Consider the following 16,446-nt stretch of genomic DNA (forward strand, 5'->3'; position numbering starts at 1 on the left):
ACTTGTGTTTATGGTGGAGTAGTAACCAAGCTCTAGGTCCTGGAGGCCAATCCGCCATAGGAGTATGTATTAATACCAAACAGTACGCACCGTCTGTATATCAATAGATCAGATATGTCATTTTCTGCATGTCATCTGGTGTAACTATAGCGTAAAATTTAAGATAGTTCAACGGTGAATTATTAAAATTTTTAATTGATAATGATTATCGATTGAGAAATCGAAAAAACATTGACAAACGTTCCAGGATTGCTAACAATAGGAATGTAATCTATTTGAGGGCATTCGTGAATGGAGTGTACGTGGGAATCGCGTATATTTTATTTGGCGCAGCGCTTGTTAGTTTGATTTTTCTATATCACATGATGTGAGGATTCGTTAAATCCTGATGTAGATAAATTAACCGGCATTTAGCAGATTCTTCGATATTCATACGCGAAGAAGTTGTTGTGATGCCGGTTTTTTGGTTCAGTTTACAGCTTAAAGAGGTTTATTAATGAAGACGGATTGAGGTGAACGGGATGGCGAACCGGAGCGACGATCAATGGAATCGTCCGTTACGGGACTTGAGAATATCCGTCATAGACCGATGTAATTTTCGGTGCCGATATTGTATGCCTGAAGAAATATTTGGCCATGACTATCCGTTTTTGCCAAAAGAAAAAATATTGACCTTTGAGGAAATTACGCGTCTCTCTCGTATTTTTGTCTCGCTGGGTGTTACAAAGCTGCGTATTACTGGTGGGGAGCCGTTGCTGAGAAGAGATTTATCCTCGCTTATTCATTCGTTAACTCAACTCGATGGAGTTGAAGATATTGCCATGACGACAAACGGGGTATTTTTGCCTAAGTATGCAGTCTTACTGCGAGAGGCAGGACTGAAGCGAGTGACGGTTAGTCTAGATTCACTTGATGATGATCGATTCCGCCGAATGAACGGGGGGAGAAGCAGTGTAAAGGCCGTGCTGGAAGGTATTGAGGCTGCAGCTCAAGCAGGAATGCAGGTGAAAATAAATATGGTCGTGCAGAAGGGCTTTAACGATCAGGATATCGTGCCTATGGCCGACTATTTTCAGAAGAAAAAGCATATTTTGCGCTTTGTTGAGTTTATGGATGTAGGCAACACCAATGGCTGGAAATTGGATCAGGTGGTTTCCAAGCAGCAGATCATTGAAACCATCCACGAGCACATGCCGTTAGAACCTGTTCCGCCTCAGTACAAGGGTGAAGTGGCGACGCGCTATAGATATCTGGATAGAGACGGGGAGATCGGCATCATTTCATCCGTTACGGACGCCTTCTGCTCCACATGTACACGGGCGAGAATTTCTGCTGAGGGCTCCTTGTACACGTGCCTATTTGCGTCCAAAGGGTACAAGCTTCGCACGATGCTGCGGTCCGAGCAGTCCGATGATGAGATTAGATCTTACATTGAGCATGTTTGGAGAGGACGTACCGATCGATATTCAGAGGAACGGTTGACTCATACAAGGCAAGCATCGTCCAAAATTGAAATGTCACATATCGGCGGGTGAACCGAAGAGCCAGCCTGTCAGAAACAAGGGAGTTGAGCACATGGAAAAGCCGGCTGAAGTAAAACGCGAGATTCTACGTTATCAGGACGGTCAAATCAAGCGTTTTGAAGATAATGTGGTGACGGAGTATCCGGTGACCATTAAAATCAATCAGCAGGAATTTGCCACCATGGTTTGTACACCAGAGTATGTTGAGGATATGGTAGTAGGCTTTTTGGCTTCTGAAGGCGTCATTCAACGGTATGATGACATCGAAGATATTTGGGTTCAGGAAAAAGAAGGTTTCATTCATATTAAAACCCGTCGGATGAATGAGTTTTATCAAAACTTTCATTCCAAGCGATACATTACCTCCTGTTGCGGCAAAAGTAGACAGGGATTTTACTTTATAAATGATGCCAAAGTGGCAAAAAGAATGAATGATACTCATGTTACGGTGTCTTTTGACGACTGCTTCCGGCTGATGAATTTGATGCAAAACTCGGCGCGTACGTTTCAGGAGACGGGTGGCGTTCACAATGCCGCGCTGTGTGACAAAGACGGAATAATCCTGTCCAGAATGGATATCGGACGACACAATGCGCTTGATAAAATCTATGGGCACTGCCTAAAGCATGATATTATGTTACAGGATAAAATCATCGTATTCAGTGGGCGCATTTCTTCTGAAATTTTGTTGAAGGTTGCAAAGATTGGTTGTGAGGTGGTTCTGTCCAAGTCAGCTCCCACAGAGCTTGCACTTGAATTGGCAGAGGATCTGGGAATTACTACTGTCGGCTTTATACGAAGTCGTTCTTTGAACGTATACACGCACACGGAGCGGATTGATGAACTGGTCGAATCTAAAATATAATATAAAAAATAATCAATGTAGACCATCATCGTTAACCAGCATGGAATAAAACCTTTCGAGGTATTAGTTCATGTTGGTTTTTCTTGGTGTACGTCCGATGGTCAGTCCATGTGCCTGAAAGGGGGGAACCTACTTAATGAACTATCATATTCAAGTATTTGCTGGACTTGCAGAGCTGATGGGAAGTCCTATGATCACGGTGCCTGCTGATCAGGAAACGATGACTGTCAACGCATTAAAAGACTTGCTGTCTCAATATTTCCCTGAAGCAGCAGTGCAGTTGCAGGGGGCTTTTGTTGCCAGGAATCAAGCTTACGCTGCTCCTGAGGATTTGGTAAGTATACATGATGAGATTGCAATTATTCCTCCGGTTTCAGGAGGATGAGCTCTAGTAACAGCTAGATTAATTAAAGAATAAAGGTACAAAGGGGGTTAGATGCATATGCAATACCATATTCAACTATTCGCAGGATTGGCGGAGCATTTTGGTGACGTGATCACCGTAGAACTTTCACAGGAAACGGTGACTATTGCAGACATTCGAGCAAGGCTGAATGAGCTGTACCCGGAGTTAGCTTCACAACTGTCAGGTTCTTTTTTTACCCATCAAAAAAAGCTGGCTTCTCCGGGTGAGCTTGTGCTTCCATCAGACGCAATTGCTCTTCATCAGTCAGCACCCGGCATGGAGACGGTCGTTTCAGCATGTGGCTTATACGCTATTACCTACGACCCGATTGATGCCGACGCGGTAACCTCCAAGGTACACGACCCTTCACATGGGGCTTCTTTGACCTTTAATGGTACGACTCGGGAATTTACACAAGGTCAGCGAACGGTGCTGCTTGAATATGAAGCGTATGTCCCGATGGCGATGAACACGATGAAGCAGATTGGCGACGAGATTGCAGATCGTTGGCCGTCAACACGTATTGCCATGACACATCGGCTTGGTACGGTAAGAATTGGAGAGACCAGTGTCGTGATTGCTGTTTCTGCTGCGCACCGTGATGCTTGCTACGAGGCCAGCCGCCATGCCATTGAACGCTTAAAGCAAATTGTACCGATTTGGAAAAAGGAAGTGTGGGAGGATGGCTCAGAGTGGAAGGGACACCAGCTAGGTGGCTGGAATCCTCATAGCACCCCATAACCTTCATGTTAGGCGGGACATCTGGACTTTATGTTGACTGATCAACTTACAGCAATTAATGGATTAGAAGTATGGGGGCGTAAATAACGATGTCTGAAATGAAAAAGGACCCAACAACGGATGCGGATGCAGAAGCACACACGCAGGCGTCCCACGCCAGATATTCAAGACAAGAATTATTCGGAAGAATCGGGCCGACAGGACAACAACATATCCGCAGCAAGCATGTGTTAATGGTAGGTGCCGGAGCACTGGGAACGGCCAACGCGGACATGCTGGTGCGAGCGGGCATCGGACGGTTGACGTTGGTAGACCGAGATTATGTGGATTGGAGCAACCTGCAACGTCAGCAACTTTATGACGAAGCGGATGCTCGTGAACAGATCCCCAAGGCAGTAGCCGCCCAGAGGCGATTGCAGCAAATCAATTCGGACGTGGACATCCGTGCGCTAGTCCAAGATGTATCGCTGGAGGAAATCAGCGATATTGCGGCAGGGGTCGACCTCATCGTAGATGCCACTGATAATTTCGATACACGTCTGCTTTTGAACGATTACGCTGTAAAGCATCAAATTCCTTGGATTTACGGAGCGTGTGTAGGCAGTTACGGGACAACCTTTACGATCGTTCCGGGGCAGACACCCTGTCTGCATTGTCTGCTCGGAACTGTACCGCTCGGAGGTGCGACCTGTGATACGGTCGGTGTCATTAGTCCAGCTGTACAGATGGTTGCAGCCTACCAAAGTGCCGAAGCATTAAAGCTGCTGACTGGGGACAATTCAGCTCTGCAGGGTAAGCTGATTTCCTTCGATCTATGGAATAATCAGCATCAGGCGATCCAGATTAGCGCCATGAAGAAAGCCGATTGCCCGACGTGTGGTGAGCATCCGGTGTATCCATTTTTACAAGCGGAGCATCAGGCCAAAACGGCGGTACTGTGTGGGCGTGATACAGTTCAGATTCGACCGGTCATGGGTGCTGTACGTAATCTGAACGAAGCCGCTCGTCTGCTGTCTCGTCAGGGGGGCAAAGTGGAACATAATTCATACCTAGTATCCGCCGTCATTGGAGTGCACCGGATGGTTCTTTTTCAGGATGGACGTGTTCTCATTCATGGCACCAAGGATATCGCCGAGGCGAGATCTATTTATCACAAATATTTGGGTTGACCCAATAGATTCAGACCGTAATGAGATGTACGCTGTCACCTCCTTACGGAATTTAGAGGACAGGGGAAAAGTAAATTGAAAAAGAAATTCGGTTACATTTTCATGTTCGTTGGATTGTTGGCATGGGTTCTGGCTGGATGCTCGTCTCCGGCTGCTGTACAATCGACACCGTCTGCACCTAAAACAGAGTTGATTATATCCGCCGCAGCGAGCCTTCAAGATAGTCTGAATACGCTAAAAGAACAGTATGAAAAGCAGCACCCAGATATCAAGCTTAGCTTTAACTATGCTTCATCCGGGACATTACAAAAACAAATTGAGCAGGGTGCGCCCGCTGATGTATTTATTTCGGCAGGTATGAAGCAAATGAAGGCTTTAACCGATGCTTCTTTGGTAGAAAAGGATAGTGTATTGCTCCAAAATAAACTGGTTGTGGTTGTTCCGCAAGATAAGGCGAAGAGCACAGATAACAAGAGCATTACACTCAATGATCTGACAAGTCCTTCTTTCATGAAGCTTGCCGTTGGGGAGCCTACTACCGTTCCGGCTGGACAGTATTCCAAAGAATCGCTGACAAAGGCCGGATTATGGGACAAGCTGGAGCCGAAAATGGTATTTGCCAAAGACGTAAGACAGGTATTAAACTATGTTGAAACAGGCAATGCCGATGCTGGACTCGTTTATTTGACAGATGCCAAATCATCCGATAAAACAGTCGTAGCACTAGAAGTACCTGAGGAATTGCATGCACCTATCCTGTACCCGGAAGGCATTGTAAAAGCAACCAAACACAACAAGGAGGCAGGCGAGTTCGTTGATTTCCTGCGTACCGATGAAGCTATGAGCGTATTCAGTAAGGATGGATTTTCAACCCCAGCAGAAAAGAAATAGAATTCACAGATAAAGGAGGGGGTCCCGTTGAATTGGTCGGCTTTTTTTCCTCCGGTTATCGTATCTGTTAAAGTCGCTGTCGTTGCCAGCATCATTGTCTTTTTATTAGCAACTGTGGTAGCGTGGATGATGGCGAACTGGAAGCTGCGGAGAGGAAGCAGCGTGATCGAGACCGTCCTCCTTCTTCCACTCGTTTTGCCACCCACTGTTGTCGGCTTTATTTTACTCATCTTGCTGGGAAGGAAAGGCTGGATTGGCGCTGCCTTTGAAAGCCTGTTCCAGCAGACAATTGTTTTTACGTGGGGAGCAGCAGTGGTGGCCGCCGTAGTTGTTGCTTTTCCACTGGCTTACCGAACGATTAAAGCAGGCTTTGAAGCTGTAGAACCCGAGATAGAGCAGGCTGCACGTGCGCAAGGTGCTACCGAATGGCAAGTGTTTCGCCATATAACGATGCCCCTTGCCTACCGACCGCTCATTTCAGGGTACATTCTCGGATTTGCCCGAGGATTAGGGGAATTTGGTGCTACGCTGATGCTTGCGGGTAATATTCCTGAACAGACTCAAACCTTGCCTACGGCGATTTACACTGCGTCTGAAGTCGGAAATATGACACTCTCCTGGAGTTGGGTGGCCGTCATCATTTTATTCTCGTTTATCATGTTGATGCTGTCGGGTCGATTGGTGAAAGATTAGTCTATTTGGGTTCAGTAATATACGCAGTCTGTCCGATCGGACAGGCTGTGTTTTCTTTTCGATGAAGTCCAATGGTAAGCATAGCATGTTTCAAGAACCACTTTCGCTTAATCTCTGTTTTATATTATAGGAATAGGTTATGATGGAAATAGTAACAAGTATTTTAGTAGATTTAGGAGAGCGGTGCGACATGAGAAAGGAAACGGGTTTTAACGAAATTATTCGAAAAGTACGTAAAGAGCTATTTGGAAAAGGCCCGGAACGTATACATACAACCTTTGTAGATAATATGGCCATCACAATGCTATACGGTAATTTAACTCCATCTGAAAAGTTTCTTGCACAAGAGGTTGCAGGAAGAGAGATGGTGCACGCAGCTCGAACCAAAATGGTACAAAAAATCTATCCTGTACAGTTCAATAAAGAACTGGAGGATTATATGGATTCCCGCTTACTGCATTTATTTTCAGATATTAAAGTGGAAGAAGATATAGCCATCTCCGTTTTTGTTTTTGAGGATAATATTGCTGTGAAATAAAAACCTTCTCACAAAATAGAGATTATATTAACCAATATGTATACTTGGATAAGGATGTGTGAGGTTTGGAGTGTGTTATTTTTATAGGAATTCAGGCTTCGGGCAAGTCGACTTTTTATAAAGAGCGATTCTTCAAAACACATATGCGGATAAACTTGGATATGCTTAAAACACGGAATAGGGAAAATATGTACCTTCAGACCTCCATCGAAACGATGCAGCGTTTTGTAGTGGACAATACCAATCCAACAGTCGAAGAACGAAAGAAATATATAGATGCTTGTAAAAATAAGGGGTTTAAAATCATTGGCTACTATTTTGAGCCTGATTATGCTGAATCTATTAAGCGTAATGAGCAGCGCACAGGCAAAGAGTATATTCCTGAAATCGGTATTAAAAGTGTAATGAGTAAACTAGAGGTCCCAAGTTACGAAGAAGGATTTGATGAAATTTACAGCGTGATTTCGAGTGAAGGGACGTTTCGGATCGAAAAGCAACCATAGAACCGTACAATTAGGAGGAGCATCCATGAACATACCAGAGAGATTTATCAAACGTTTTCCAGCATACGAGGACGTATTTGCCAGCGATCTTGAACATCACCGCAAGCACTTTCTGCCAATCTGCTCGATTAATCTCCAGTTCTTATTTCCAGAGCAGGATGAGTGGCTTCATTTTGTTTCCGCAAAAGAAATCCACGAAGGCTGTGTGGGTGAAAATACTCAGCAATTCCATACCTCATATACCAAGGAAGATATGCTGGGATTCGATGTAATTGACGGCAAATACAAATTCGAAGCAAACTGGAACTATTTTAGTCTCCATCAGAAAGCGCAATTGGAAGCTAACTATGAAGTGCTGAAATCTACCGGGGATAAAGCATATCTACGTATGAAGAAAGAAATCATGGCGTTGGGCGGGCTGGAACAGGTGTACATCGCTAATGAACAAGACTACGAAGCACGTAAAGATTTTTTCCTGAAAAACAATAAAATCTATCCTTATTCCTCCTTTGGAAATGCCAAAGAGTCGGTAGATGAACTCACCCGAGATTTTGAGGAAAAGCAATCTAGTGGTTGGGGACTTAGCTATCCTGAAGTCAACGGTATTTTGGATGATATCGCATTTCAGTCTGAAAAGGCCCAAAGCTACATCAAGGAATATGGGGAATCATTGGATGAAATGCTCCAGTTTGAGCAAACCAATCTGCTTCATGTGCCTAAACGTGCCAATGGTGAGACATTTACCTATATCGGTTCTTTCACCGGATATTATTTTCAGGCGTTTGGGGCCGATACGGTTTACTTATTTTATGATCGAGAATTAAGGAAAGCGGTAATTTGCTTCGAGTATTCCTAAGATATAGAAAAAAAAGCTCCCCATAAGGGAGCTTTAAAATTTATTTCTTATTGATCGTTACGTCATGCTCTTTAGCCAGTGTGTTAACTTGTTCTTCAAAATCTCTAAATAGCTTTCTACCCTCGCTGAGCTTGGCGTTACTTTCATTGACTAAGTTCAGATCCTGTTTATCCAGTGCATCTAACAACTTAATGAACGCTTCATTTTGAGTGTTAACAGCCTTGATATAGATTTCATGAACGGCTCTTACCTCAGGAGTTTCCGTTTTTACAGCTTCTACTTTATCGACAAATTTGGTGTATTCCGGGATGATTTCATCGTTTAAGGTATTATAAAGTGTTAGATCATCTGTGTAATTATCTCCGGTCGCGGCTTCATATTTTTCAGTTACTGCTTTTTCATCTTTTCCTAAGGGAAGCATTCCGTCATTCATATACGTGATTAAATCTTTTTTTACCGGATCGGTAGAGCATGCTGCCAAAATTGAAAAGCAACACAATACTAACATAAATACACCGAGTTTTTTCATCTGTAATCCCCTTTTTCTATGTATGTTTATGGGTAATTAGACATGTTTTATAGTCAAAAAGAACTACCCATATCAGTTTATTATATCGTATAAATAAGAGAATGGTAGGTTTTTTATGGTAAAAAAAGTGTCTAAAGTAAGTCTTTTATCCTAGTATACTCATTTAATCTATTGATTCTAGAGCTTTCTATTTTAGGAAATGACGACTAAAAATATTTAGCATAGTATATTCCATTAGAACCAAAAATGTTTTATCATGGAGACAACAGCCTAGAAATTGCCCTGGTTTATCTGGGGAAAGCGGGAATTCCTTAAACCATTTGAGAGGGGATTTCGGTATGAAGAGGTTCAGAAAGGCTATTTCAGTTATGCTAAGCTTGATGCTCCTGTTTGCTTTTGGGATGACTGCAAACGCAAGTCAAGGTACAGAGATGAACAAGGAAAAACAAGCTATTGAAACTGATTCCAGTTTTCAGCTAACAACGAACAACGAAGATGTTATTGAGCATTTAACCCGGGTGGACAAGCCTGAAGGTATTACATCCTCCGTTTATAACATGCAGGAAAATATCAATTTCAAAGCACCAGAGACATTCTCTTTGAAAAGGGAGACCCTTCCTTCCCTGAAAGCTAGTCCAACGGCAGCTACAGCTTCTTCTGCTACGTATTCAGGTACAATTACGGAAGAGGGAGGCACACAGTTTTTATATCCGATTTATGTGAAGCCAGGTGAATTGTTGCAGGCACAATTGGATGGTCCATTTTCAGAACAGCTTGACTATGACTTATACTTGTACGAATTTGATATGACGACAGGGGATATCAACCCCAATGCTATTGATGCCTCCACCTATGGAACCTATTTTAACAAGTATGAACATGGGTCTGCCTCACTTCCTGAAAACGTAGGAAGCCGCAATGCTACCGGTTCTGAGAAAGCTTACGCAATTGCAGTCCATTCCAAAAAGGGATCGAGCATAAATGACCCTTTCTATTTAACTGTGGATATAAGCTCTCAATATGATGCCTATGAACCGGATGAGAGTGCTTTTCATGCCTATAACTTTACATTTAGTACAGGGGGCTCTACCCTGAATTCACGCTCCATTCATTCAGGAATTGACAACGATTGGTATCAAATCACAATTCCTGCGAATCGCAATTATGATGGTTTGAATGTCAAACTGGACAGCGCTTCGGAAAGCTACGGTTACAAAGCGGAAGTTTACGGGGCTCTTAGTGGCAACCAAATGGTGCTTCTGCCGCAAACCAATCATAATGTCACTTTGAATACGGGAACCTACTATGTGCGAGTGTACACCACCAACCAGTATTCACCCGACCATTTATATGCACTGACACTTAAACCAATACTTCGGGCTGGAAAAATTGTAATTAACGGTTACGACTCTAAAAACGGTCCGAATGACTATCCGTCCTACTCTTACGGTCGCCATTATCGGGTTAATGGAAACACCAGCCTGACTGTAAAGGGTGTCGTTACTACAACGGATAATTATCCAGTAGCAAATGCGCCAGTTAATGTGACATGGTTGAACCAGAACTGGACTGAAAGTAGCGGGAATCGAACTCGTACAGGCACTGGTTATACGGATCAAAATGGAGCCTTTAGTGTGACCCTTTCCCTGCCGCATTCAACAGGAAGTATTGCGGAATACTTGTCTGGACCTATAAGCTTTACACATTACTATGATCTTTCAGGTGTAGCTGCCCAGGTGTCAGGTACTTCACTTACAGCTACAGATATTGTGTATCACTTTGCTTATAGCATTTATGGTGGTTGATGTACTGTTCTAAAAAGTGGTGATAGCGTCAGCTTGTTTGTTTTAACAATTTACATTCAGAGTCAGGAGCTTGCTTCAAAAATTGTTCATTTTTAGGACAAAGCATATATTCATTCCATATATGCTTTGTCCGATATATATAGCAACAGGATTACATTACAATTATACATACGCCTTAGATTGCCTGTTACAAACATGACAGGAGGAAATAGGATGAATTTTGAACCTCTTAGAGCACAACAAGCGGTTCTTAGCTCTGGTAGCTTACGGATCAATCCGGCAAGCAAGCAAGTTCCATCCCCCCAGCTCCATGAAGAAAAAATCTCCAGGTTCGTCGTTCAGGACACCGTGGAGATTAGTGAAGCTGGCAGAAAGCTGGCTGAAGGGGATATCGTGTCACATGCTGCCAAGTATTTCGGTACAACACAGATCAATGATGCATTAAACCGGGTTTTGGAGGACCAACCGGAAGAAGTATCCGATGCTGTGTACAACATGATTCAATCCAATTTTATCGTCGATGGAACGGTAACGGATGAGAAGCAGCGCGCAGTATTGCTGGAGATGGGAGTTTCCCAGTCCAGGTATATTGCAGATCATTACATGGAGGGCGATAAAGCTAAGGAATTTATGGAAACCATGAACCAGATAGCTGGTATTGCCTTAACACGAACCATTGATTCAGAGACCGGAGATATTAGCTACACGACTCCAACAGATCGTCCGATAGGTGCTCCTGAGGACTATGTCAAGCTGTCGGAAGTGATGAAACAGGTCGATCCTCAAAAATATACTGCGTTCATGAATGACATTAAGGGTGGAGGAAATGGATTAAGCCAGCTATTGAGTTTTGCGCAAAAGGTTCCTCAACACCCTGATTGGATTAATAAATACAAGGAACGTACAGGACAGACTGAAGAGCTGTTAAATAAACCACAGTTAACGAATCAGTTTGACAAAGCGGATACATCCTCAGCTTCCGCGTTTATGAATAGTATGCAAAATCTTCTTCAGGAATCTTCTTCTGTTCAGGATGCTTACATGCAAAATATGCGGGGATTTTTACGGAATTTGGGTGTTCAGGCCAATTAAAGCTTCAAAAGGGTCTCTGAGATGAGAATTTCAAAAATTTATTACAGTTCATTTTGCTGTGCTGTTTACATCCTGTTTGGAACGAAGTATAATAGCTTCAAAACATACTCGTGAACTTGAGGAAGCACCTCGAACCTAGGCATGATTGCCTTCGTTTGAGGTGCTTTTTCTATTTTAATCAAAGCGAGTATGTAGGACTCTTTGAAAATAAAATAAAGTAAGGAGAAGTGTATGTATCGAAAAAATAAACGAAAGGTTAGGAAGCACAATAAATGGGTGTATGGAGTATTGGCTTTACTCCTCTTATTAATGACCATTCCCATATTCCCGGAAAGGGTATCAGCTGCTACCCAGGAAATCATCGGAGGTCCCTTTTGCCAAAACAATTTGCCGGGTGGGGGCGACAGTTGGGGCTCTTGGTTGGGAAGTGGGATAGGAGCAACGGAAGTATACACTGGCATGGGTTCGGCAAGGTATACATGTGATGGAACTAAACAGCCGACAAATCGTTTTATTGATATTGGAAGATCTATTAAGGCTTCGGATTACAGGATTTTTGTTTACATTGAGGGGTCTTATCATACAGATATATATACATCGAATGCTGCTGCGGGCGACAGTTGGAGACCTAACGGTACGAATTTATATACATGGACTAATGTAACGAAATTCTATGCCGATAGCTACTACCAGGGAAAATGGATAGATATTACTGACTCAATTACATTAAGGGATGTTCGCTATTTCAGAGCGATGGGAACTAACCAACAGACAAGTAATGATATATCCAGGTTTGGAATCCGTGTTATTCCCAAATTGGACCTTATGCCTAAACCACCCCAGATTCATGCAGACACAGAGGGACAGGCGGTTACAGGGTGGACGAAAGAGCCTGTAACCGTGTGGATCAATGGGGATGTGGCTCCTGAAGGACTAAAATATTATGAATATAGCCTGAATGGAGGAGTATTTCAGCAATACACTGGTCCCTTCACTGTCAATGATCATGGTGTAAATACAATTTATGCCCGAACAGTGGACGTCAATAACCAGTATAGTGGTCTTTCTTCCGCGAATGTACGGATAGACAGGATGCCGCCAACTCCCCCCATTATTGAGGCAACAGGAAATAGTAATGAATATACCATTTCATTACATCCGGGTGCAGATGATTATTCTGGACTAGCTCATACTCAATTTCGGTTGACCGGCGTTGTAAATCAGGATTGGCAGGATTATGGTGGAGTATTTCATGTGAATCAAGATGGCAAAAGCACAATTTATGCTCGTTCCATTGATAGCGTCGGTAATGTGAGTCTGGAGGTAAGCAAAGAAGTCACGATTGATAAAAAAGGGCCGACGGCTCCTATTATACGGGCTAGCGAAGCGGGTCCAACGAATCGTGGCGTGGACATTGCCATTGAGTCAGGAAGTGACTCTACAAATGGAATTAAGAAGACACAGTATCGTTTGAGTCCAACAGGGGAGTGGCTGACATACAATGGCATTTTCACATTAAATGCAGAAGGGAGTTACGAACTATCAGCGCGGACGATCAATAATCTTGATGTGTCTAGTCCCATTGTGACTCAATCGGTCATGATTGATCGTACCAAACCCAGCCCTCCGAAAGTTATGTTTTCTGAGGTAACGAATCCTACCCGATATATCAATAAACCAATACAGTTTACACTTTCGGGTGCAACGGATACTACAGCAGTGCATTATGAATATCAATTGGGTTCTGGCGCTTATGTACCTGGTTCATCGGGAATATTAAATAGTTCGGGAATTGTAAAAGTGACTGCTCAAGCTGTAGATGCAGCTGGAAATCGAAGCGTTCCGGTGGACGCAATGTCTTATATCGATTTGGAGCCGCCGAGCATTCAACTGACACCCAATATGCGTGAATGGAAAGATACTAATATTCATGTGAACATACAATATACTGACCAGCACTCGGGGATTGATCCATCAACAATGCAGTATAAAATCACCAACAGCTCCGATTCACCCGAAAACTGGGAGGCTGCAGCCGAACCAATAGTCCAGCTGGATCTCTCAAATGAAGGTGAATGGTATGTCCATGCGAAGGTGAAAGACCAGGCAGGAAACATGTATGAAACGGTCAGCAGTGCACTTCGCATTCAAAAGCAACCGCAGCCGGTTGTGCTTTCGGCGACATCTGTACGCAACACAGAGGTTGATTTGCAATGGCCTCTACCCTCTGGTCTTGATGATGGTTATGTCTATACAGTCCGAAATCTAACAACAAATGAGGTTTGGGATGTTAACCATCCGACAAATTCTTTTACAGATACAGGGCTATTAGGAGGACATGAATACGAGTATGAACTGCGTTGCAGTAATCATGTAGGAGGCAATGCATATTCTAATCGAGTCCGTGTATTAACGTTACCTGATGCGCCTGAGCATGTTCAGTTGCGACCGGCCTCTCGTCATTCAGCAGAAATCATGGTCAACTTTACGCCAGTTTTTTCAGCTAATAAATATAATATTACAGCTGCGGACGCAAGTACGGGAGAAATCATATTTAAGGATACGGTTACACAAGATGTGTATAACTCTATTAAAGACATGGAGCCTGGTAAGTATTACGAAGTTTCTGTATCCGCTATAAATGACACGGGAGAGGGCGCAGCAAAGCATGTATCTTTTTTAAGTCTACCAGACAGCCCAAACGGATTCCGGAATGTAACTGTAAGGGAAGATGGAATCGACTTGAAGTGGAATTCTGTAAACACTGCCACTTACTACGCCCTAGAGCGAGATAAGGTCTCGGTTTATAACGATGTGTATACAGAATTTAGCGATACTGAACTTCAGGCGGGAACGGAGTATAACTATCGTATATCTGCGGAAAATGCAACAGGATTTGGAGGCTACACTCATCTCGGCGTTATGACATTGTCAGCTCAGGTAACTACACTTTCAAGTGTAACGAAGGATGTATATTCTGTTGGTGTAGTATGGCAAGATGTGCGGGGGGCTGAAGGGTACATCTTAAATGTTAACGATGAACCAAAGGTGCAGATTCCGCGTGGTATTTATTCTTATACTTTTGAGGGCTTGCCACCAGGCAGACCGGCCAATATTAAAATTCGAGCTTACAATCGAAGTGGTGTGGGTTTGGATACGTCTATCAACGTATTAACGCTACCTAATTCAGCCTTACAACTTGCAGCTGTAGATGTTCGCGAGCACGATGCCACATTGATATGGGCTCCGGTTGACGGGGCAACTCAATATAAGGTAACAATCAACGGTCAAAATTATTATAGTACGGAACCACGGATAGTTGTATCTGGTTTAGCAGGTGGGAGTAACTACAATTTTCAAGTGAGCAGTGGGAACAGCAGTGGTTACAGCCCACCAGCGTGGGGCGAACTGCTGACACTTCCTCCTCAAGTACAAAATGTCAAAGTTACGGAGCTTGGGAATGGACAGATTTCGCTGGCCTGGGATGAAATCAAGAGTGCTACCCAATATGCTGTAATCCGCAAAGATACAGGTGAAGCTTTTAACACACGAAAAGCTCACATCATAATTTCAGATTTCCAGCCTGGTGTAATTTACTCGTTTGGTATACAGGCGATGAATATCACGGGGGAAGGTGACATAACTCCCTTTACGTATCGAGCGTTGCCAGGTCAAATACCAGATTGTAGGTTGGTTGTGAAAAGCGTAACGGATACTGATTTGCTTATTACATGGCAAGAAGCTCCGGGTGCAGATGCTTACAATGTCTACAAAAACGAGATGCTTATCGGTCATACGAGCACTCATGAGTTTAAAGTAGACGGATTAGACAGCTCTACATTGTATCGTATTACCGTTAAGCCAGTGAACACAAGCGGTGAAGGTAAGCAGTCAGAAGGTCAGGTCGAGACGTTACCGTCTTCAGCATTTGTATTTTCGAAGACTGAAACAACGAATAGTGAATTTATTATCCATTGGGAGTCAGAGCATGAAAATGATAATTTTGTTCTCGCTAGTGAAGGAGTAGTCCTATATCGTGGGAAGGATCGAGCTTTTATCTGGAGACAGCTGAAAGAAAAGCAAATGTATACAGTTCAACTTTGGGCAGAAAATAGTCAAGGAAAACGCACAGAGGCAAAAGAAGCGAACGGCAAAACTACAGGAAATGCGGTGGACACAGGTGGTGGAGCAGGAGGCGCGGGGGGTGTAAAAACAATTCAGCCTGTTGTAGAGGAACCGACAAAAACAGGAACAGAGTTCTTTCAAGACTCAACAATTGAGACAAAGCCAAATCATTTTAGTGACATTGATCGTGTATTTAATAGAGAAAAGATAAATACACTTGCTGATTTGGGTGTAGTTAAAGGAACATCCAGCACGCTTTTTGAACCGAACAGGCCCGTAACACGTATGGAATTTACTTCGATGCTTGTTCGTTCTCTTAAATTACCGCTCGAAACAGATGTGACTCTAGACTTCGAGGATATTGATCTATCTGCGTGGTACGTTGATTTGCTCAAAACAGCAATTAAGGATCAAGTCGCTCGAGGTTTTAGTAGCAAAGTCTTCGGTCCAAATCGGGTCATAAACCGGGAGCAGGCCGCTAAAATGGTGAATAACATTATCAAGGCTACACCACAGCAAGAAAGCAGTGTATATTCAGATTCCTCTCAAATTGTAGAGTGGGCCAGAAAGGATGTACTTGGTCTAACCGAGATTAATTTAGTGCAAGGATATCCAGACGGTAGCTTCCGTGCCAAACAGGAAGTTACGCGTGCCGAAGCGGCTGATATGATTTATAATATGCTCCATATGAAAAATATGAAATAGCCAAA

General features: G+C 43.3%; 14 protein-coding genes. 13 read left to right on the forward strand and 1 reads right to left on the reverse strand.

Features of this window, described 5'->3' with window-relative positions:
- Positions 1-521: 521 nt before the first annotated feature.
- The 10 genes from moaA to ABEW32_RS03370 all read left to right on the forward strand — a co-directional run bounded on the left by moaA (position 522) and on the right by ABEW32_RS03370 (position 8,185).
- Positions 522-1,535: a GTP 3',8-cyclase MoaA gene (gene moaA, locus ABEW32_RS03325; RefSeq protein WP_430184692.1), complete on the forward strand. Its 1,014-nt coding sequence runs from the start codon at positions 522-524 to the stop codon at positions 1,533-1,535.
- 40 nt (positions 1,536-1,575) lie between these two features.
- A complete protein-coding gene (gene fdhD / locus ABEW32_RS03330; protein WP_430184694.1) occupies positions 1,576-2,388 on the forward strand; it encodes a formate dehydrogenase accessory sulfurtransferase FdhD in 813 nt (270 codons plus the stop codon).
- Between the two features lie 136 nt (positions 2,389-2,524).
- Complete coding sequence (locus ABEW32_RS03335) at positions 2,525-2,773, forward strand: MoaD/ThiS family protein (protein WP_430184696.1); 249 nt, start codon at positions 2,525-2,527, stop codon at positions 2,771-2,773.
- A 57-nt stretch (positions 2,774-2,830) separates the two neighbouring features.
- Positions 2,831-3,535 carry a molybdenum cofactor biosynthesis protein gene (locus tag ABEW32_RS03340; RefSeq protein WP_430184698.1) on the forward strand — a complete coding sequence of 235 codons (705 nt, stop codon included), beginning with the start codon at positions 2,831-2,833 and terminating at the stop codon, positions 3,533-3,535.
- An 89-nt stretch (positions 3,536-3,624) separates the two neighbouring features.
- The gene (locus tag ABEW32_RS03345) at positions 3,625-4,704 is read left to right on the forward strand and encodes a thiazole biosynthesis adenylyltransferase ThiF (protein WP_430184700.1); all 1,080 of its coding nucleotides are present in this window, start codon (positions 3,625-3,627) and stop codon (positions 4,702-4,704) included.
- A gap of 75 nt (positions 4,705-4,779) precedes the next feature.
- Complete coding sequence (gene modA / locus ABEW32_RS03350; protein ID WP_430184702.1) at positions 4,780-5,595, forward strand: molybdate ABC transporter substrate-binding protein; 816 nt, start codon at positions 4,780-4,782, stop codon at positions 5,593-5,595.
- Between the two features lie 27 nt (positions 5,596-5,622).
- Complete coding sequence (modB, locus tag ABEW32_RS03355; protein WP_430184704.1) at positions 5,623-6,288, forward strand: molybdate ABC transporter permease subunit; 666 nt, start codon at positions 5,623-5,625, stop codon at positions 6,286-6,288.
- Between the two features lie 190 nt (positions 6,289-6,478).
- A complete protein-coding gene (locus ABEW32_RS03360; protein WP_164964642.1) occupies positions 6,479-6,826 on the forward strand; it encodes a Na-translocating system protein MpsC family protein in 348 nt (115 codons plus the stop codon).
- A gap of 65 nt (positions 6,827-6,891) precedes the next feature.
- Positions 6,892-7,329: an AAA family ATPase gene (locus tag ABEW32_RS03365; RefSeq protein ID WP_013372243.1), complete on the forward strand. Its 438-nt coding sequence runs from the start codon at positions 6,892-6,894 to the stop codon at positions 7,327-7,329.
- Positions 7,330-7,354: 25 nt separating this feature from the next.
- A complete protein-coding gene (locus tag ABEW32_RS03370) occupies positions 7,355-8,185 on the forward strand; it encodes a siderophore biosynthesis protein (RefSeq protein ID WP_430184706.1) in 831 nt (276 codons plus the stop codon).
- Positions 8,186-8,225: 40 nt separating this feature from the next.
- On the opposite strand, the gene ABEW32_RS03375 is transcribed toward ABEW32_RS03370, so the two are convergent.
- Positions 8,226-8,714 (reverse strand): hypothetical protein, encoded by a 489-nt coding sequence (locus ABEW32_RS03375; RefSeq protein WP_430184708.1) that lies wholly within the window; start codon positions 8,712-8,714, stop codon positions 8,226-8,228.
- Between the two features lie 338 nt (positions 8,715-9,052).
- On the opposite strand from ABEW32_RS03375, the gene ABEW32_RS03380 reads away from it, so the two are divergent.
- The 3 genes from ABEW32_RS03380 to ABEW32_RS03390 all read left to right on the forward strand — a co-directional run bounded on the left by ABEW32_RS03380 (position 9,053) and on the right by ABEW32_RS03390 (position 16,441).
- On the forward strand, positions 9,053-10,519 hold the full coding sequence (locus tag ABEW32_RS03380) for an Ig-like domain-containing protein (protein WP_430184710.1): 1,467 nt from the start codon (positions 9,053-9,055) through the stop codon (positions 10,517-10,519).
- Between the two features lie 213 nt (positions 10,520-10,732).
- On the forward strand, positions 10,733-11,611 hold the full coding sequence (locus ABEW32_RS03385; protein ID WP_430184712.1) for a hypothetical protein: 879 nt from the start codon (positions 10,733-10,735) through the stop codon (positions 11,609-11,611).
- Positions 11,612-11,842: 231 nt separating this feature from the next.
- On the forward strand, positions 11,843-16,441 hold the full coding sequence (locus tag ABEW32_RS03390) for a fibronectin type III domain-containing protein (RefSeq protein WP_430184714.1): 4,599 nt from the start codon (positions 11,843-11,845) through the stop codon (positions 16,439-16,441).
- Positions 16,442-16,446: the final 5 nt, after the last annotated feature.

The sequence above is a fragment of the Paenibacillus jamilae genome (assembly GCF_050482105.1).
GTDB lineage: Bacteria > Bacillota > Bacilli > Paenibacillales > Paenibacillaceae > Paenibacillus > Paenibacillus jamilae_B.